This is a genomic window from Brevundimonas sp. Root1423 (genome assembly GCF_001426805.1).
This window is the reverse complement of sequence record NZ_LMFL01000023.1, coordinates 610538-630580: the sequence shown is the minus strand read 5'-3', so window position 1 is coordinate 630580 and position 20043 is coordinate 610538. Positions and strand designations below refer to the sequence as shown.

Here is a 20043-nt window from a genome sequence, read left to right as displayed (position 1 = left end):
GCGAAAGCGGGGCGCCTCCTTCCTGACAGACGAACGGCGGAACCTTCGAAGCGCTTGCTTCTGAGCTGAAGGTGAATGATGTCACTTGCCACCGTCGTTGAGCCCACCCTCGACAACCGCCAGCTTCTTACGGCCCTGAGGGCGTTCCGCAGGGGCGATTTCTCGGTCCGGCTGCCAGGCGGCCTGACGGGGATGGACGGCGAGCTGGCCGAGGCCTTCAACGACGTCGTCGAACTGAACGACCGGATGAGCCGTGAGTTCAGCCGCCTCGGCGAGGCCGTGGGCCGTCAGGGCAAGATCAACAACCGCGCGCGCGTGCCGTCCGCCACCGGGGCGTGGGCCGACAGCGTCGACGCCGTCAACACCCTGATCGCCGACATGGTCCACCCCACCGCCGAAATGGCGCGCGTGATCGGCGCCGTGGCCAAGGGCGACCTGTCGCAGACCATGGACCTCGAGAATGAGGAGCAGCCCCTGCGCGGCGAGTTCCTGCGCATCGGCCGGGTCGTGAACACCATGGTGGGCCAGCTGGGCTCGTTCGCTTCCGAAGTGACCCGCGTGGCGCGGGAAGTGGGCACCGAGGGCAAGCTGGGCGGTCAGGCGAACGTGAAGGGCGTGGCCGGCACCTGGAAAGACCTGACCGACAACGTGAACTTCATGGCCGCCAACCTGACGGGTCAGGTGCGGAACATCGCCGAGGTGACCACCGCCGTGGCCAACGGCGACCTGAGCCGCAAGATCACCGTGGACGTGAAGGGCGAGGTGCTGGAGCTGAAGAACACCATCAACACCATGGTGGACCAGCTGAACTCCTTCGCCTCGGAAGTGACCCGGATGGCCCGCGANCCCCCGGGTTTCGGGCGCGCCCGAGACGTCACACGACGACGCGCCCGCAAGATCACCGTGGACGTGAAGGGCGAGGTGCTGGAGCTGAAGAACACCATCAACACCATGGTGGACCAGCTGAACTCCTTCGCCTCGGAAGTGACCCGGATGGCCCGCGAGGTGGGTACGGAAGGCAAGCTGGGCGGCCAGGCGAACGTGAAGGGCGTGGCCGGGACCTGGAAGGATCTGACCGACAACGTGAACTTCATGGCCGCCAACCTGACGGGTCAGGTGCGGAACATCGCCGAAGTGACCACGGCCGTGGCCAAGGGCGACCTGTCCAAGAAGATCACCGTGGACGTGAAGGGTGAAATCCTCGAGCTGAAATCGACCATCAACACCATGGTGGACCAGCTGAACGCCTTCGCCTCGGAAGTGACCCGCGTGGCGCGTGAAGTGGGCACGGAAGGGAAACTGGGCGGTCAGGCGCGCGTGGAAGGCGTCGGCGGCACGTGGAAGGACCTGACCGACAACGTGAACCTGATGGCTGACAACCTGACGGGTCAGGTGCGGAACATCGCCGAAGTGACCACCGCCGTGGCCAAGGGCGACCTGTCCAAGAAGATCACCGTGCAGGTGCGCGGCGAGGTGCTGGAGCTGAAGGACACCATCAACGTCATGGTGGACCAGTTAAACGCGTTCGCCTCGGAAGTGACCCGCGTGGCCAAGGAAGTGGGCACGGACGGCAAGCTGGGCGGTCAGGCCCAAGTGGAGGGCGTTACGGGCGCCTGGAAGGACCTGACCGACAATGTGAACCTGATGGCCGACAACCTGACGGGTCAGGTGCGGAACATCGCCGAAGTGACCACGGCCGTGGCCAACGGCGACCTTTCGAAGAAGATCACCGTCGACGTGAAGGGCGAGATCCTCGAGCTGAAATCGACCATCAACGTCATGGTGGACCAACTGAACTCCTTCGCCTCGGAAGTGTCGCGCGTGGCCCGTGAAGTGGGCACCGAGGGCAAGCTGGGCGGTCAGGCGAACGTGAAGGGCGTCGGCGGCGCCTGGAAGGACCTCACCGACAACGTGAACTTCATGGCCGCCAACCTGACGGGTCAGGTGCGGAACATCGCCGAGGTGACCACCGCCGTGGCCAACGGCGACCTGTCCAAGAAGATCACCGTGGACGTGAAGGGCGAAATCCTCGAGCTGAAATCCACCATCAACGTCATGGTGGACCAGCTGAACGCCTTCGCCTCGGAAGTGACCCGCGTGGCCCGTGAAGTGGGCACCGAGGGCAATCTGGGCGGTCAGGCGCAGGTGACCGGCGTGACCGGCACCTGGAAAGACCTCACCGACAATGTGAACCTGATGGCCGACAACCTGACCGGTCAGGTGCGGAACATCGCCGAGGTGACCACCGCCGTGGCCAACGGCGACCTGTCGAAGAAGATCACCGTCGACGTGAAGGGTGAAATTCTCGAGCTGAAATCGACCATCAACACCATGGTGGACCAGCTGAACGCCTTCGCCTCGGAAGTGACCCGGGTGGCGCGTGAAGTGGGTACGGAAGGCAAGCTGGGCGGTCAGGCGAACGTGAAGGGCGTCGCGGGTACGTGGAAGGATCTGACCGACAATGTGAACTTCATGGCCGGCAACCTGACCGGTCAGGTCCGGAACATCGCCGAGGTGACGACCGCGGTGGCCAAGGGCGATCTGTCCAAGAAGATCACCGTGGACGTGAAGGGCGAAATCCTCGAGCTGAAGAACACCATCAACGTCATGGTGGACCAGCTGAACGCCTTCGCATCCGAAGTGACCCGCGTGGCCAAGGAGGTCGGCACCGAGGGCAAGCTGGGCGGTCAGGCGCGCGTGGAAGGCGTTGGCGGCACCTGGAAGGACCTGACCGACAATGTGAACTCCATGGCCGCCAACCTGACGGGTCAGGTGCGCGGCATCGCCGACGTCGTGACCGCCGTGGCCAACGGCGACCTGAAGCGCAAGCTGACCGTGGACGCCAAGGGCGAGATCGCCTCGCTGGCCGACACCATCAACGGCATGATCGAGACGCTCGCCATCTTCGCCGATCAGGTGACCAACGTGGCCCGCGAGGTGGGCATCGAGGGCAAGCTGGGCGGGCAGGCGAGGGTGCCCGGCGCCGCCGGCCTGTGGCGCGACCTAACCGACAACGTGAACCAGCTGGCCGGCAACCTGACCACACAGGTCCGCGCCATCGCCGAGGTGTCGACCGCCGTGACCAAGGGCGAGCTGACCCGCTCCATCACCGTCGAGGCCTCCGGCGAGGTGGCGGCGCTGAAGGACAACATCAACGAGATGATCCGGAACCTGAAGAACTGGCGCCGCTGATCAACGCCCAGCACGCGGTGTTCTACGTCTCCGACAAGGACGCCAACGACGACCCCATACTGGTTCTGGCCGCCGCCTACGCCGCGACCGAGCGCGAGGACCTGTCGCCGACCTTCCGTCTGGGCCAGAGCCTGATCGGGCAGTGCGCCAAGGAGAAGGAGCGAATCCTTCTGACCAACGTGCCCCAAGACTACGTCCAGATCGGCTCGGGTCTGGGGGCGTCCGCCCCGTTGAACATCATCATCCTGCCGGCCCTGTTCGAGGGCGAGGTCAAGGCGGTGATCGAACTGGCCACGTTTGGCGAGTTCTCGGAAACCCACCAGTCCTTCCTCAGCCAGCTGATGGAATCGGTCGGCATCGTGCTCAGCACCATCGCCGCCAACATGCGCACCGAGGGGCTGCTGTCGCAGTCGCAGCTGCTGACCGCCGAACTTCAGGCTCAACAGGACGAGCTGAAATCCACCAACGACCGGCTGGAGCAGCAGGCCGCCTCGCTGCGCCAGTCCGAGGAACTGCTGCGCGCCAAGCAGGAGGAGTTGCAGCAATCCAACGCCGAACTGGAGGACAAGGCGGTCCTGCTGTCTGCCCAGAACCAGCAGGTGGAAGCCAAGAACCGCGAGGTGGAACAGGCCCGTTTCGCGCTCGAGGAAAAGGCCGAACAGCTGGCCCTGACATCGAAATACAAGTCGGAATTCCTGGCCAACATGAGCCACGAACTGCGCACGCCGCTGAACAGCCTGCTGATACTGTCCAAGATGCTCAGCGAGAACACCCAGGGGAACCTGACCGGCAAACAGGTCGAGTTCTCAAAGAACATCCACGCCGCCGGTTCGGACCTGCTGGGGCTGATCAACGACATCCTCGACCTGTCCAAGATCGAGTCCGGCACCGTCACCCTCGACATCGGCGAGATGGCGCTGGAATCCCTGCGCGACCAGATGCAGCGCACCTTCGCCCAGATCGCCCAGGACAAGAAACTGGACTTCTCGATCGACATCGATCCGGATCTGCCGCCGTCGATGTACACCGACGACAAGCGGCTGCTGCAGATCATCAAGAACCTGCTGTCGAACGCCTTCAAATTCACCGAGAGCGGCTCGGTGCGGCTGCGCGTCGACCGCGTCGCCGAGGGCTGGAGCCCCGGCAACGAGCACCTCAACAAGGCCGGTCAGGTCCTCGCCTTCTCGGTGCAGGACAGCGGCATCGGTATTCCGGAAGACAAGCAGCGGATCATCTTCGAGGCCTTCCAGCAGGCCGACGGCACCACCAGCCGCAAATACGGCGGCACGGGTCTGGGCCTGTCGATCAGCCGTGAAATCACCCGCACCCTCGGCGGTGAGCTGAAGGTCGAGAGCGAGCCCGATCAGGGCTCGACCTTCACCCTGTACCTGCCGCTGAACTTCACCCCCGCAACCGCGGTCGCCGGGCCGACGGCCCGTGAGGCCTCGCGCGCCGTCACCGTTCGCACCGCCTCGGAAGAGGAGGAGATCGAAGCCGTCGAGATCATCGCCGACGACCGCGACACGGTCTCGCCGGGCGACCCTGTCATCCTGATCGTCGAGGACGACCCACGCTTCGGAGCCATCCTTCTGGCGCTCGTGCGCGACAGCGGTTTCAAGGGCGTCATCACCCACGAAGGCGTGGCCGCGGCCTCACTTGCCCGCCGCTACGGACCGCAGGCGATCATGCTGGATGTCGGCCTGCCCGACATGGACGGTCTGGCCCTGCTGGACCTGCTGAAGCGCACGCCCGAGACGCGGCACATTCCGGTGCATGTGATCTCGGCCCACGATCAGGCCGGTCTCGGCCTGTCGATCGGCGCCTTCGGTTTCACGCCGAAGCCGATCGACCGGGAGGGCGTTGTGGCCAGCCTGGACGAGGTGAAGAAATTCGTCTCGGCCGCCAACCGCCGGCTGATCCTGGTCGGGCCCGCGGGCGAGGCGCAGGCGCTGCTGAAATCCGCCTTCGGTTCGGTCGTCCGTGTCGATGCGCTCAAGGGTCTGACCAAGGCGAAGATGAAGCCGGCCGACAGCCTGATCGTCGACGTCTCGGCGGCGCCGATACCCGAGCTGGTCGACTGGCTGAAGGTCGCCGACCGTCCCGCCGTGGTCTACGCCGGCGACACCCTGTCGTCGCTGGACGAGCGGCGTCTGCGGCTGGCCGTCTTCGCCGGCCACGCCCGTCTGGCCCGCACGCCCGAACAGCTGCTGGAGCAGGCCACCCTGCTGCTGCACGAGCCGACGGACAAGCTGTCGGAAACCGCCCGCACCACCCTGGCCCAGACCCGCAAGGAGGACGCCATCCTGACCGGGCGCACCGCGCTGGTCATCGACGACGACATCCGGAACATCTTCTCCATGGCCAGCGCCCTGGAGGAGTTCGGGGTCGACCTGCTCTATGCGGAAAGCGGCCGCGCGGGCCTCGACCTGCTGGCCCAGCATCCGGAGACTGACCTGATCCTCGTCGACATCATGATGCCCGACATGGATGGCTACGAGACCATGCGCGAGATCCGGGCCCTGCCCCGGTTCGCCCGCATCCCGATCATCGCCGTGACCGCCAAGGCGATGAAGGGCGACCGTCAGAAATGCATCCAGGCCGGCGCCTCGGACTATGTCTCCAAGCCGGTCGATATCGACTATCTGATCTCGGTCATGCGGGTGTCGATCCAGCGCGCCGACGCCGGCCGCCTCACCGTCTCCGAACAGGCCGCGCTGCCCGAACCGGCGGCCGTCTGATGGGTCGTCGCACCAAGCCGAAGCCCCTGACCGCCCGCGTCCTTATCGTCGATGACGATGAGCGCAACGCCTTCGCCGCGCGCGAGGCGCTGGAGGTGCTGGGTCATGAACTGGTCATCGCCCGCTCGGGCGAGGAGGCGCTGCGCCTGCTGTTGCATCAGGAGTTCGCGGTCATCCTGCTGGACCTGCATATGCCCGGCATGGACGGCTACGAGACCGCCAAGCTGATCCGCGAGCATCCGCGCACGCGCGACACGCCGATCGTCTTCGTCACCGCTGTGTTCCGCGACGAGGCGCACATCTTCCAGGCCTATACGGCCGGCGCCGTCGATGTGGTGTTCAAGCCTGTCGATCCCTTTATCCTGCGCTCCAAGGTCGCCATCCTGGTCGAGCTGCACCTCAAGACGCTGGAGGTGCGCCGGCAGGCCGAGGAACAGCATGCCCTGCTCGAGGCGAACGCCCGCATCAGCGAGGAGAAGCTGGCCGCTGAACTGGCGCTGCGCGAGGCGCGGGAACGTCAGGACACCATCCTGAAATCCCTGCCGGTGGTTTTCACCTCGCGGGCCAATGTCCATCCGTATCCGGCCCTGTTCGTCAGCGACAGCATCATGCCGCTGACGGGTTTCCCCGCCAGCCGCTTCGTTGAAGAGCCCGAGATCGGGCTGGGCCGTATCCATCCCGAGGACGCCGAGAAGGTCGCCAACTGCCTGATGCAGGCCTCCATCAGCGGGGCCTACGCGTGCGAATACCGCTGGCAATGTTCGGACGGAACCTACCGGACCTTCCTCGATCAGGGCGTCTGGGTCCCGGACGCCAACGGCGGCGGCGGCGAGATTCTCGGCACGCTCCTCGACGTTACGGATCGTCGTCAGCTGGAAGAACATCTGGCGCAGGCGCGCAAGATGGAGGCGGTGGGCCAGCTGACCGGCGGCGTGGCGCACGACTTCAACAACCTGCTGACCGTCGTGCTCGGCAATGCAGATATCCTGCTGCGCCGGCTGGGCGAGAAAGAGCCGCGCATCACCCGACAACTGTCCGCCATCCGAGCGGCGGCCGAGCGGGGGCAGACCCTGACCCGTCAGCTGCTGGCCTTCTCCCGCAGGCAGCAACTGAACCCGCAGGTGATCGACCTGAACGCCCTGATCCGGGACTTCACGCCGCTGGTTCAGCAGGCGGTGGGAGAGGGCGTCACCATCTCGCTGGAGCTGTCCAAAGGCCCCTTGCACGCCTCGATCGACCCCACCCATCTGGAAACCGCCTTGCTGAACCTGGCGGTCAATGCGCGCGACGCCATGGAGGGCGAAGGCCAGCTGGTGGTGACCACGTCCAACGTGACGGAGGACGAGGCGCATCCCATGGCCCGGATTCTTGTCCGCGACACGGGGCCGGGCATGGCCGAGGACGTCGCACAGCGCGTCTTCGAACCCTTCTACACCACCAAGGAAGTCGGTCGCGGCACGGGCCTGGGCCTGTCGCAGGTCTATGGTTTTGTCAGCCAGTCGGGCGGTCGCATCGACGTATCGGCGACACCCGGCGAGGGCGCCGTCTTCGAACTGATGCTGCCGCTTACCGACGAAGCGCCTGCCGCTCCCGAGGTCGAGATCGAGGCGAGCGAGGTCGAGGCCGGTTCGGAACGGGTGCTGATCGTCGAGGACGATCCGGCGGTCCTCAGCCTGTGCCTCGATATGCTGACCAGCCTGGGCTACCGCTGCGACGTCGCCTCGGACGCGGGCGGGGCCCTGCACCGGCTGGACAGCGATTCCGACTATGACCTGCTGTTCTCGGACGTGATCATGCCGGGCGGCATGAACGGCATCGAGCTGGCGCAGAAGGCGCAGGAGAGGCGTCCGGAGCTCAAGGTGCTTCTGACGTCAGGCTATCTCGGCGAAACCGGCAACCAGATGCAGCACGACTTCCCGCTGATCGACAAACCCTACCAATGCGCAGAGCTGGCGACCCGGCTGCGCGCGGTGCTCGGCGCTCCGGTCATGGCCGAGGCGAAGTGAGACGGGTCTGAATTGGGCTGACGGCCTCGTCCTCGGGGATCGCGCTCAGCGGCCCGCCGGCGCCGAGGTTTCGGCGAGGGCCATTTCGAGCGGGGCGTTCGGGGTCGGGCCGAGGCTTCGGGGCCGGCGGCGCGGCTGGATCTGCATGACGAGGGTGCGGCCGCCGTTGACGATACGAGCACGCGCGCGTTGCGGCGTCCGGATCCGGTCGGCGTTTGCGAGTTGCAGGGGCAGACGGATGCGACCGTCGTCCAGGGCGTACAGAAGCTGATACCGGTCCGCGACGGCTGCGAGCGGCGTCAGGTCGGTCCGCTTGTTATCCAGCACGAGGGTGCGGCCGCCGGCGCGCGCCAGCAGCACGGCGTGCTGTTCGCGATCGACGGAGTCCCAGACGATGACGATCCGCAGGTCGGCGGCGGAGAACCCAAGCTGGCGCAGCGCAAAATATTTGGCGGTGGCGAAGTCTTCGCAGTCGCCGCCGCGCGCCAGCATCTCGGCGGGCGTAGCCCAATAGTCGGCCTGACCCCAGTTGGCGGTGTCGGAGACATAGGTCAGGGCGTTCACCTGGCGATTGACCGCCTTCAGCTGGCGAACGACCGGATCAGCGCGCAGCCTGTCGAGCCGGCGGGTCCAGTCCGCCACGTCGCAGTGCGCGGCCTTGACCTTGCCGGAGGGCTTGCAGGTCGGGCCCGTCTGAAACGCGGGCGCTTCCGCGGATACCATGCGATCCGTCATCGCCGCCCAGCGCGGCGCGACGATCGACGCACCGCCGGAGGCCGGCGAGAAGGCCAGGTCCAGCGCCGCCGCGGTGTCGCGGGCGCTCGCTGGAACGGCCGCGCACAGCAAGGCGGCCGTGGCGATCGCTGCAATCCTGAAGCCCTGACGCATGAAGCAACCCCTCGTCGTTTGACTGACCGGAGGTTCGCATCGGGGTTTTAAGAACCCGGCTGACGGAGTTGGTTAAAATATTAATAAGAGAAGAATAGTTATGAAACCATATATAAATCTTAACCATCGAAATTAAATATTCAAGAAATACTCGTGTCTTGCTTAACGTCTGGAAGTTGATGGTAAGTATACAGCTAGGTAGATGTTGGATCCGGAAGGCGGTGAAAACCCTCGGTAGCCGGTCGACATCAATATATAGCGGGAAACAATCGTAGTTAACCGCAATATGTAGCGATGGTCTCACTGAAATAATGCGGTTATATATTTCTCTGGTCGGGTAGCAGCCTCGGGCGGCCGCAACCGTCCAGCTCGGGGGGACCATGAATTTGACGCGTCTGTTCGCGCCGGCGACGGCGACGATGATCATGGCTGTGAGCAGCCTGTGCCTGACGATGAACGCTCATGCCCAGGTGGCCCGCGCGCCCCAGGTCGATCCCGGTCGGATCGACGAGCGCCTGCGCGAGCGTCGCGATCTGCCGCCCGTTTCTCCCGCGGACGTTCCGTTGCTGCCCCAACAGGAGGCAGGACCCGAGACGAACCTGTCAGTGACCCTGCGCGAGGTGCGGTTCGAGGGCGCGACCTCGGTTCCGCTCGAGACGCTGACTGGCATCGCGGAGCCCTACCTTGATCGCGAGATGCCGTTGTCGGGCGTGTTCCAGCTGGCCGAGGCCATTACGGCCGAATACCGCCGCCGTGGCTTCGTCCTGTCACGCGCCGTGGTGTCGCCGCAGCGGATCGAGAACGGCGTGGTGACCATCCAGGTGCTGGAGGGATATATCGCGGGCGTGACCATCGAGGGCGACCCGGGCGGTTATCGTCCCTTCCTCGAACAGTACACGGCGCCGGTCACGGCCTCGCGTCCCACAGACGGGCGTGTCCTTTCGCGGGCCCTGCTTCTGGCGCGAGACCTCAAGGGCGTCGACATCCGCTCGGTCGTGACCCCTTCGGCCACCCTGCCGGGAGCGGCTGACCTCAACCTGGTCGTGGAGCGTCGGCCGGTCGAAGCCTTCTTCGCCGTCGACAACCGCGGCTCCCGCTGGCTGGGCCCGGTCCAGGCCTATGCCGGGGTCACCTTCAATGACGGGCTCGGCTTCGGCGAGAGCATCTCCGCCACTCTGGTCGCCGCTCCCGCGGACGGCGAGCTGGGCTACGTCTCGCTGGACTATGACCAGCCGGTGGGCGGGTCGGGCCTGCGTTTCAATGGCTATTTCAGCTACACCGCCACCGAGCCCGGCGAAGAGCTGGGCATCCTCGGCATCGAGGGCGAGAGCACCACGGCCGGATTCGGCTTCGCATATCCTCTCATTCGCAGCCGCGAACTCAACGTGATCGGCCGCACCGCCTTCACCGTGCGCAACGCCTCGTCCAGCAACTTCCTCGTCGATCCGATCTTCGACGACCGACTGCGTACGCTCACCGCCGACATCGGCGGCAACTACGCCGATCCGACGGGCGGCCTGAACAGCGCCCGCCTGGGCGTTGTCACCGGCTTCAGCATCTTCGACGGCACCGTTCGGACGGACCTCGACAAATCGCGCGCCACCGGCACCGGCGTCTTCATCCGGGTCAATTTCGAGATGGCCCGCGTCCAGCCCCTTCCGGGCGGCGTTTATCTCCAGGCGGCGATCGCCGGCCAGTGGAGTTCGGACAGTCTGCTGGCGTCCGAGGAGTTCGGCCTCGGCGGCTCCAATTTCGGTCGCGCCTTCGACCCGTCCGAGATCACCGGCGACGAAGGCCTGGCCGGCAAGATCGAACTGTTCAAGACCATCTCGCTCGACGGCGTGTCCTCGATCGAACCCTACATTTTCTACGAAACCGGCTTTGTGCGTCAGATCGATCCGCTCCCGGCCGAATCCCGGCGGGACACGCTCGGCTCAGGCGGCATCGGCGTGCGGATCGCCGCCGACGACAACTGGGCCGCCTCTCTCGAATATTCCCAGCCCTTCGAAAGGGACGTCGCGTCCGAGGGCGACCGCGACGCCCGCCTCTTCTTCTCGATCTCGGCGGCCTTCTAGGGGCGACACAAAATCTGCGCCTCGCCCCGGGCGTAAACGGGGGTTCTGGAGACGACCATGAGCAAGCGCACTGCACTCCGCACCGCCCCAGTCCTCCGCCGCAGGTCCTTCCTGATGGCCACGGCCGCCGCAGTGGCCCTGACCGGGCTGCCGGTGGGCCCCGCATGGGCAGATCCGGACCAGGTGTCCCCGGACGCCAGCGCGTCCAGCGCCGGAATCGCCCATGGGTCCGGCGGGTCCGCCCGGCTTCCGGGCGGCGAGCGCGTCGTACGTGTTCCCCATAACGGACCTGCGGTGCTGCCGGATGTCGCCCGCAACGCCCTGCCCCGCGATCCCAACGTGGTCGCCGGCGGCGCGACCTTCGCAGAGGATGGTTCGCGTCTCGACATCAACCAGTCGACGGACCGTGTGGTTATCGACTGGCGCAGTTTCGACATCGGTCGGGACGCGCAGGTCAACTTCTTCCAGCCGGGCAGCGGCTCGATCGCCGTCAACCGCATCTCGCAGGGCGGAGTCCCCAGCCAGATCCAGGGCGTCCTGCGCGCCAACGGCACGGTGGTGATCCTCAACCCGAACGGGGTGATCTTTTCGGCGACCTCGCGCGTCGATGTCGGCGGCCTCGTCGCCTCGACGGGCCGGATGGACGTCAGCCAGTTCATGGCCGGTTCGAGCCGTCTCGACTTCACCGACGCGAGCTCGGGCGAGATCCTGACGGGAGGCGCGATCAACATCGCTTCGGCAGGTCTGGCCGCCTTTGTCGCCCCGCATGTCCGCAACGACGGCGTCATCAACGCCCGGCTCGGGCGGGTGGCGCTGGCGTCGGGCGAGACCTTCACCCTCGATCTGGCCGGAGACAGGTTGATCGAACTGGGCCTCGGCGCCCGTTCGCCGCTGGTCGAGAATTTCGGGTCCATTCTGGTGGATGGCGGGCGGGTGCAGCTCAGCGCCGTGGCCGCCGGCGCCGTGGTCGATCAGGTGATCAACGCCGGAGGTCTCATCTCGGTGGCCTCGGCCCGCGCCGAGGGCGGCGCCATCGTGCTTGAAGGCGCCGAGGGCGGCGTAACCGTCAGCGGCGAACTGAACGCTTCGGGCGCCACGGGCGGCGGCGACATAGCCATCGGCGGCGCGACCATCCAGACCGCCGCCGGCGCCGTCCTGCGCGCCGACGCGACCACGACCGGCGACGGCGGTTCGATCGTGGCGATCGCCGGAGGCCAGGGGACCTACGCCGGAACCCAGTCCGCCCGCGGCGGCGCGAACGGAGGCGACGGCGGCTTCATCGAGACGTCGGGCAAGACTGTCAGCCTCGACGCCGGCCTGCGCGTTGACACGACGGCTTCCAACGGAGCCAACGGCTCGTGGTCGATCGACCCGGAAGATCTGGTGATAGGCGCGGGCGAGGCCGCGGCCGTGGTCGCCAGCCTGGCGACGACCAATGTCGTGCTGCAGGCGCAGAACTCGATCACGATCGACAGCCTGATCAACAGTTCGGCCCAGTCGAACGCCAACACCCTGTCGCTCAACGACGAAGGCGGCGTCGCCGGCCTGACCGTCAACCTGAACGCCGCCATTCGCCTGGGCGCCAACCAGCGCCTGCTGGGTCAGGCGACCCAGGTGAACGTCCGCAATGGCGGCGTCATCCAGAATGCGGTGGACGTGGCCTTGGCCAATGCCGGGATTTTGATCGGCGCCGGGGACTATGTCGGCGGCACGATCATCAACAGGAATGGTCTGACCCTGACCGGCCAGGCCGGCGCCCGGATCGTCCTGCCCGAGACGCCCGAGCTCAACGGCCTGACCATCGCCGCCGACAATGTCACCGTCCAGGGCCTCGAGATCGTCGGCCCGGCGGCAAGCCAGTCCTACCTGACCTATGGCTGGTCGGGCATCACCCGCGGCATCTTCGCGATGAACGGGGCCGACAACTTCACCATTGCAAACAACAACATCCACGGCGTGCGCACGGGCATCCTCGTCGACGGCCGCAACGCCGGCGGCTCGATCACCGGCAACCTCATCGACAACACCAAGAGCGGCGTCTCGGTCCAGTACACCGACGCCGGCCTGCTCAACGCCGAGGGCTTCGCGGTCAATATCGCGGGCAACAGCGAAGGCCCGTTCGGCAATGAGTGGGGCTTCAACTTCCACCTGAACGGCCACCAGACGCCGGGCGGCCTCGTCGGCAACGCGGTCAAGATCGCGCCGACCGCCTCTACGGCGGTGCAGCAGGCGCTGCTGGCCGTGTCGGCCGCCAATGGCGGGATGTCGGCGCAGGATCAGGGCTACAGCTTCGCCAACCGGACCTCGGTCCATGTCGGCATCGGGGGCAATGACGCCAATCAGGGCAGCGCCCTCGGCCGGCTGGCCACCATCCAGGCCGGCATCAATGCCGTGGTCAACGGCGGCAAGGTCAATGTCGGCGCGGGCACCTTCGTGCAGCCCACCGGGTCACCGGCCTATCTGTGGGTCAACAAGTCGGTCGAGATCGCCGGCGCGGGCCAGGGGCTGACCATCATCGACGCGCGTGGCGCCTCGACCTACGGCATCCGCGTCCAGGCGGATAACGTCAACCTGCACGACTTCACCCTGTGGGGCGTCGCGGCGACCGGCAACACCTATGGCGTCAAGGTCGAGCCGCTGCAGACCGGCCCGAACGATCCCAACGCCCGCTTGCTGAATTTCGCGCTGAGCAACGTCACCATCCAGGGCTCGGGAAAGACCGAACTGGACCTGAACGGCGTCATCGGCGCGACCATCTCCAATGTCACGGCCAACGGCATGACCGTCGGCGGGTCGACGATCACCGCCGGCAACGGCATTTCGATCACCGACAGCGCCAACATCACCCTGACCGGCGTGACCACGCTCAACAACGCCTGGGGCGGTCTGGCGCTGTACCAGTCCAACAACTTCTTCAACCAGCAGGTCACCAACATCTCGGTGGATGGATCGAACGCCTTCAACGAGGCGAACGGCGTCTATCTCCAGGACAAGTCCGCCGGTGGCGCCGGCAGCGTGGTCGGCGGGGTCGGGCTCGACTACGGCGTGCTCAACATCGCCGGCTACGGCTATATCGTCAGCGATCGCAGCAATGCGGCCGACATCTACACCTGGTTCCAGCGCGATGAGGCCACGGCCTTCAACTGGCTGGGCCTGACGGGCCGCGCCGCGACCGGCTTCATCGAGGGCTGGAACGGGACGGCGGGCAACAATGTCTTCTCCGTCGGCGTGATCGGCCCGACGGCCATGTCGATCAACGCCGCCATCGCCGCCGCGCGCACAGGGGGGACCATCAATATCGGCGCGGGCGCCTACGCCCCGACCGTCCGGCTCAGCAAGGGCCTCACCCTCGCCGGCGCCGGCATCGGGCAGACCAGTCTGACCGGCGGCATCCTGATGTCGGGCGCGTTCAACGATCTGACGCTGAGGGGCTTCACCGTCACCGGCAACGCCGGCGGCGGCTTCGTGGTCCAGGGCGGTCAGATCACCAATCTGACGGTCGACGGCGTGCGTATCGACGGCCAGAACGTCGCGGGCCGCCATGGCTTCGGCAGCGGCCAGTACGGCGGCGCGATCTCCATCACCAACTCGCAGTTCGCCAACATCGACGGCTGGGTGGTCTTCGACACGCGCAGCGGCGCAGGCGCCGGTGGCGGCACGCAGATCGCCAGCGGCGTCTTCTCGAACAACACCATCGACAACTCGCGCGGCAATGTCGCCTTCCGTCAGCAGACGGGCGCCTTCGCGTATCCGAACATCGTCATCGCCAACAACACGGTGAGCAATGTCGGAAACTCGACCAATTCGTTCGGCGGCGTCTTCAAGGTGTTCAACGCCAATACGGTCGACTTCACCGGCAACAGCGTCAGCGGCGTCGGAACCAGCGGCTTCAATCCGGCGGGGGAGGCGGCCTACGGCGCGGTGCTGATCACCCGCGACGTCCAGCAGCTGAACATCGTCGGCAACACCTTCGCCAACAACAACCAGGTGCTGGCGATCGAGCCGGGCCGCGGTCTTTCGACCAACACCTTCCTGGCCGGCAACACTTTCACCAACAACCGCTACGGCATCTACATGCCGAACAACGCCCTGGCGGGCGGCGCGGTCACCTTCGGAGCCGGCAACAATTTCATCGCCGGCGCGAACACGGTGCAGCACATCGTGTGGCGCAGCGCGGCGGGTCTCGACCTGACCGGGGTGTCGTTCAACGGCAAGCTCGGCTCGGCCATGAGCCTCGACGAACTGTTCGACGTCGAGGATCTGATCAGCCACGGCACGGACGTCGCCGGCCGTGGTCTGGTCCGCGTCAAGGCGGGCGAGGTCTTTGTCACCACGGGCTCGGGTTCGATCCAGCGCGGCGTCAATGTCGCTTTGGCCGGCGACACCGTTCGCGTCGATGCGGGGACCTATGCCCTGCCCGGCGAGCTCAGCATCACCAGGAGTCTGAGTCTGATCGGCGCGGGCGCAGGGGCCACCATCTTCAACTCGGCCTCGACCGGCTACGGCATCTTCGCGGCGGCGAACGACGTGACCCTGAGCGGCTTCACTTTCAACGGCAACCCGGGCGGCAGCTACGGCATCAAGGTCCAGCCCAACTCGGGCGCCGCCGGCGCGCGGGTCAGCGATTTCACCATCACCGGCGTGGCCATCAACGGCACGCGCCGCACCGGCCTGGACCTGAACGGCGTGGTGGGAGCGGTCATCGACGGGGTCACCGTGACCGGCGCCACCGCCGGCAATGGCATCTCGATCACCGACTCGGCCGATGTGACGGTGCGCAACACCACCACCTCGGGCAACGCCTGGGGCGGCCTGGCCCTCTATCAGGCCAACCGCTTCTACAATCAGCGGGTCGAAGGCATCGTGGTCGAGGCGAGCAATGCGTTCGGCGAGAACCGGGGACTCTACACCCAGGACGAGTCGGCCCTGTTCAACTTCGGCAGCCTGACCCTGCCGGGCTTCAACTTCACAGTCCGCAACGACGCCTTCCAGCCGGACGCAGCGGGATACACCTTCTACAAGGCCGGCCTGCAGGACGCCCTGAACTTCGCCGTCGGTCTGGGGGCGGGCGGCAGCTACGTCCAGGGCTGGAACGGCAGCCAGGGCGACAACCACTTCCATGTCGGCGCAGGCGATGCGGGCGCGGGCCTGCAGTTCCTGTCGATCCAGACCGCCTTCGACAAGTCGTCGACCGGATCGGTGATCGACGTCGCTTCCGGCCTCTATGGCGGCGTCTCCACCCTGACCGGTCAGCGCGACCTGCGCTTCGGCGTGGTGGAACTGGGCGGGCTGGTCCTGACGTCGGGGGCTTCCGGCACGATCCTCTCGGGCGACATCACCGCCACGGGCAGTCTCGATCTCGCCGGCGCGATCGTGCTGGGCGGCGACACCCGTCTGGCGGCGGGCGGCGACATCAGCCTGATCGGGGTCGATGGCCAGCATGCGCTGGCGGTCGAGGGTCAAGGCGCGGTCCATGTGGGCCAGGTCGGCGCCTCGGCCGCGCTGACCTCGCTCTCGGTGACCGGCGCGGACATCATTCTGCGCGGCGCCAACACGACGGGCGGCCAGTCCTTCAGCGGCGACACGGTCCTGCTTTGGGGCGGGTTCGACGCCGGGGGCGACTTCATCGTCGACGGCCCGACCACCCTGGGCGGGGACAGCGTCATCGACAGCGACGGAGATATCCGGCTCGACGCCATCGACGGCGAGTACAACCTGTCGCTCAACGCCGGCGGCGCGGTCGACCTTGGCGTGATTGGTGCAATCGAGGCGCTGAACGGCCTCAATGTGCTGGGCGCGGCCATCACCTCGCAGGGCGCGACCACCACGGCCTTCCAGAGCTGGAACGCGCCCACGGTCGGTCTGTCCGGAGCTTATGCCGCGGGCGGGGACATCACCGTCAACGGCGCGGCAAACCTGAACGGCGCGACCAGCTTGAACAGCGATGACCATGTCGTCCTGGGTTCGGTCGACGGCGCTCATGACCTGACGATCCGGGCGGTCAATTTCGCCAGCCTCGGCCCGGTCGGCGGGACCACGGCCCTTGCCGGCCTGATCGTCGAGGCGGATCAGATCACCGCCGCGGGCGCCCGGACCACGGGCAGCCAGCTCTTCTCCGGCGTCCGCGTCGGTCTGTCCGGCGCCTTCATCGCCGGCGGCGACTTCACGGTCGACGGCGTGACGGACCTGAACGGCGACGTCGCCATCGACGGCGACGAGGTCGCTCTCGGCTCGGTCGACGGAGCCCATGACCTGACGGTGGTCGCCAATGGCGCGATCAACCTTGGCGCGGTCGGTTCGACCACCGCCCTCGCGTCGTTGGACGTATCCGGGGCCTCGATCATCTCCGTTGGCGCGACGACCACGGGCGACCAGCTCTTCAAGGCCGCTCTGGCCAGGTTGTCGGGAATCTACTCGGCGGGCGGCGACTTCACGGTCGACGGCAGGACGAACCTCATCGGCGACGTCACCATCGAGGGCGACGATGTCGTCCTCGCCGCGGTGGATGGCGCTCACGACCTGACCGTGGACGCCGACGGATCGGTCAACCTCGGCGTGGTCGGTTCAACGGCCGCCCTGGCCTCGCTTGACGTCTCGGGCGCTTCCATCGCCTCGCAGGGCGCGACCACCACGGGCGACCAGATCTTCAAGGCGGCCTCGGTGGGCCTGTCGGGCGCCTACGCCGCCGGGGGCGACTTCGCCGTCGATGGCGCGACGGACCTCCTCGACGACGCCGGGATCGAGGCGGACGCGGTCACTCTGGCGTCGGTCGACGGCGCTCACGATCTGACGGTCGCCGCTCATGGCGCCGTAAGCCTCGGCGTCGTCGGCTCGGCCGTCGCCCTCGCGTCGCTGGATGTCTCGGGCGCTTCCATTGCCTCGCAGGGGGCGGCGACCACGGGCGACCAGGTCTGGACGGCCGCCTCCGTCGGTTTGTCGGGCGCCTATGCGGCCGGCGGCGATCTGGTCGTCGACGGCGCAGCGGTTCTGACCGGCGATGCGAACCTGGATGCGGAAGAAGACGTCGTTCTCGACACGGTCGACGGCGCACATTCGCTGTCGGTCGGCGCGGCAGGCTCGGCCAGCTTCGGTGCGGTCGGCGGGACCATCGCCCTGGCCAATCTGGATGTGACCGCCGCGGCCATCGTCTCGAACGGAGCGGTCACCAGCGGCGACCAGTCGTACGATGCGGCCGCGGTCAATCTGGCGGGCCTCTATGCGGCCGGCGGTGATTTCGTGGTCGACGGCGCGACGATGCTGAACGGTGCAACCTCGATCGACGCCGACGGGGTGGTCATGGGAGCCATCGACGGCGCCCGGCGCCTGTCGATCGCCGCCGATGGCGCGGTCAGCCTGGGAGTCGTCGGCGCGATCACGGCCCTGACCGGGCTCGACGTCTCCGGAGCCTCGATCGTCGCGCGCGGCGCCCGCACCGTGGGCGCCCAGTCCTGGACCGGCGAGGCCATACGCCTCGCGGGTGGTTTCGCCACCGACGGCGGCGACTTCAGCCTGATCGGCCTGACCACGCTGGACGGCGCCACAACGATCAGCACCAACGGCGGCGATGTCGTCACGGGAACGGTCGACGGCTCCGGCGCCGGCGGCCAGTCGCTGTCGGTCGACGCCGGGGCGGGTACGGCCTCCCTCGGTTCGGCAGGTGCGGGCGTGCGCCTCGGCGCGGTGCTGGTCCGATCGGCGGGCACGGTGCTGAACGGCTCGACCTACGCCGGCTCCAGCCTGTCCTTCCTCGGCTCGGACGCGGGTTCGACCGTGCGCCTGACCCGGGCGGTGACCACTTTCAACACCGCGGGGGCCACGGCTGGCGATATCGTCATCCAGCCCGACCTGATCGGCACGGTGAACGGCGCCCAGAGCGTGGTGTTCAACGCCGGCTCCGGTCTGGGGTCCGACAACGGGGACATCACCCTTGGCAACCTCGGCAGTCAGGCGCTCCGCCTCGGCGCCATGACGGTCAGCGGTGACGACTTCTCCGCCCAGACCGTCAAGCTGGCGGGCGACTTCATCTCGGTGCTCAGCGGCGATCAGGTGTTCAGCGCGAACACGCTCGACACGCTCGCCAGCGTGGACGCCAAGGTCGGCGGCAACGACAGCGGACCGGTGGTCGCCGGGGGGGCTGTCACCCTGGCCACCGCAGGGACCAGCACGGGCTCGATCGCGGCGGGCGGTCCCGTCAGCGTCGTCGCGGGGGGGGCGGTCAACCACAACATCGCCTCGACCGGATCGGTCGCCGTGGCCTCGACGGGCGGATCGGTCACGGGCGGCATCCAGGGCGTCGGCCCCGTCTCCGTCAGCGCCCAGGGCGCGGTCAACACCAATGTGACCTCCAGCGGCACGGTGGTCGTCACGTCCACCGGCGGTTCGGTCAGCGGCTCGGTGCAGGGCGGCGCCGGAGTGACGATCGCCGCACAGGGCGCGGTCAACACCAATGTCAGCACCAACGGCACGGCGGCTGTGACGTCCACCGGGGGTTCTGTGAGCGGCTCGGTTCAGGGCGGCGCAGGGGTTACGATCGCGGCCCAGGGTGCGATCAACACCAATGTGACTTCCACCGGCGCGGTGGCCGTGACCTCCAGCGGCGGCTCGGTGACCGGCTCGGTCCAGGGCGGCGCAGGGGTGGCGATCGCCGCCCAGGGTCCGATCACCGCCAATGTCTCCACCCCCGGCGCGGTCACCGTGACCTCGCCTCTGCCGGTCGTCGTCAACGTCAACGCCGGTGCGGTGGTGGTCAATGCTCCGGGCGGCAAGGTCGAGGGCACGTTCGGAACCATCACGACCGATCCGAACGGCACCATCAACGTCAATGGCCAGACGGTGGTCGGCTCGGGCTCCACTGACGCGCGCCAGATCCTCGTCGACCGTTTCCTGGCGCCTGCCGGAGGGATTGTGGGGTCGAGCGGCGTGATCCAGCTGCCGGTCAACCTGGCGGTGGCGCTGATCGCCCCCGCAGGCGAAGGGCGAGGCAACCGTCGGCCGATCGTGGTCAACTCGATCGATCGTCTCGGCGAGCTGCTGCGCCTCGGCTACACGGCCATCATCATCCAGCTCGATTCCGGCGACGACTATGAGCAGGAAATCGATCTGGCGGCCGGGGCGGAGATGCAGCCCGCCGGCTGACGTCGGGAG

6 protein-coding genes and 1 pseudogene are annotated in these 20043 nt (G+C 67.1%); 6 read left to right on the top strand and 1 reads right to left on the bottom strand.

What is annotated here, in order from left to right:
* Positions 1-75: 75 nt before the first annotated feature.
* The 4 genes and pseudogenes from ASD25_RS33240 to ASD25_RS16370 all read left to right on the top strand — a co-directional run.
* Positions 76-845: pseudogene (locus ASD25_RS33240) on the top strand (HAMP domain-containing protein); the annotation flags it as partial.
* A 1-nt stretch (position 846) separates the two neighbouring features.
* Positions 847-3192, top strand: a 2346-nt coding sequence (locus tag ASD25_RS32070) for a HAMP domain-containing protein (protein WP_235562757.1), incomplete at its 5' end; no start/stop codon positions are given.
* Between the two features lie 17 nt (positions 3193-3209).
* A complete protein-coding gene (locus ASD25_RS32065) occupies positions 3210-5930 on the top strand; it encodes a response regulator (RefSeq protein WP_235562756.1) in 2721 nt (906 codons plus the stop codon).
* Positions 5930-7936 (top strand): response regulator, encoded by a 2007-nt coding sequence (locus ASD25_RS16370; protein WP_056618931.1) that lies wholly within the window; start codon positions 5930-5932, stop codon positions 7934-7936. Before ASD25_RS32065 ends, ASD25_RS16370 begins: the two co-directional genes overlap by 1 nt.
* Before the next feature lie 45 nt (positions 7937-7981).
* On the opposite strand, the gene ASD25_RS16365 is transcribed toward ASD25_RS16370, so the two are convergent.
* Entirely contained in the window at positions 7982-8824 is an 843-nt protein-coding gene (locus tag ASD25_RS16365; RefSeq protein ID WP_056618929.1) for a transglutaminase-like cysteine peptidase, read from the bottom strand.
* 380 nt (positions 8825-9204) lie between these two features.
* Here ASD25_RS16365 and ASD25_RS16360 point away from each other — a divergent pair, with 380 nt between their 5' ends.
* On the top strand, positions 9205-10899 hold the full coding sequence (locus ASD25_RS16360; protein ID WP_056618926.1) for a ShlB/FhaC/HecB family hemolysin secretion/activation protein: 1695 nt from the start codon (positions 9205-9207) through the stop codon (positions 10897-10899).
* 57 nt (positions 10900-10956) lie between these two features.
* Positions 10957-20034: a filamentous hemagglutinin N-terminal domain-containing protein gene (locus ASD25_RS16355; protein WP_082572470.1), complete on the top strand. Its 9078-nt coding sequence runs from the start codon at positions 10957-10959 to the stop codon at positions 20032-20034.
* Positions 20035-20043 lie beyond the last annotated feature (9 nt).